The 1,107-nt window shown below is 55.5% G+C and carries 1 protein-coding gene; it reads left to right on the top strand.

Annotated elements, in window-relative coordinates; genetic code table 11:
* Positions 1-1,104: IS481 family transposase (locus ABAC402_RS38915; RefSeq protein WP_023451367.1), on the top strand; the 1,104-nt coding region annotated here is incomplete at its 5' end.
* Between the last annotated feature and the right edge of the window lie 3 nt (positions 1,105-1,107).

The following is a 1,107-nucleotide window of genomic DNA, read 5'->3' as shown; positions in this document are numbered from 1 at the left end:
TCGATCATGGAACAACGTTTAGAGTTTGCGGCCCTTGCGCGAGTCGAGGGTGCCAATATCAGCGAGTTATGTCGGCGTTTCGGAATAAGCCGCGACACCGGTCATCGCTTGCTGAGGCAAGAGGATTACGAGGATCGCTCCCGCCGTCCTCATAACAGCCCGCTACGTACCGAGGCTTCGATAGAAGAAGCGATCTTGGCTGTACGCGACGACCATCCGGCTTGGGGCGCTCGCAAGATACATCGCATCCTGTTGAACGATGGGCTGAAACCTCCGGCCATATCAACGATCCACAGTATTCTTGATCGCCACGGACGGATAGCCGACGCCGACCGGCATCCTCAGAAATACAAGAGCTTCGAGAAGGAAGCCCCGAATTTGCTGTGGCAGATGGACTTCAAGGGCCAGTTCCAGATGGGGAATGGTCAGTGGTGCTGGCCCTTGACGATTGTTGATGACCATTCGCGTTACGCCTTGTGCATCCAGGCCTGTGCCCAACAGGAGACGAAGACGGTCAAGTCATGGTTGGAGCACACCTTCCGAACCTACGGGTTGCCGGCAGCCTTCTATGTCGACAATGGCCCTCCTTGGGGTGGCAGTGAACCCGGCCAGTACACGCCTTTGCGCATCTGGCTCCTGAAATTGGGAGTCGAGGTGATCCACGCCAGGCCCTATCATCCTCAGGGACGGGGCAAGAATGAGCGCTTCCATCGCACGCTTAAACGTGAAGTTCTGGTAGCTCGGCTCCCCATAGATCTCCAATGCGCTCAAGCGGAATTCGACGAATGGCGCCATGTCTACAACCACCTGCGGCCACACCAGAGCTTGGATATGCAGGCGCCTATTACCCGTTACAAATTTTCAACCAGGTCCATGCCGGATAAGCTGCCGGAAATGACCTACAACACTACAGACATCCTCCGAAGGGTTCCAAGGGGCCAGCCCAAGATCGCCTTCAAAGGTAAACTGTGGCGCGTTCCGAAGGCCTTCATAGGCGAAACGCTCGCGATCAGACCCACCACAAATGAGGGGATCTACTCCGTCTGTTTCGGAGCAAAACAAATCATCTCCATTGACCTGACGAAGGCCAAAGGATCACTATGAAAC

Source organism: Asticcacaulis sp. AC402 (assembly GCF_000495835.1).
Taxonomy (GTDB): domain Bacteria; phylum Pseudomonadota; class Alphaproteobacteria; order Caulobacterales; family Caulobacteraceae; genus Asticcacaulis.
This window is presented reverse-complemented; position numbering and strand designations above follow the sequence as displayed.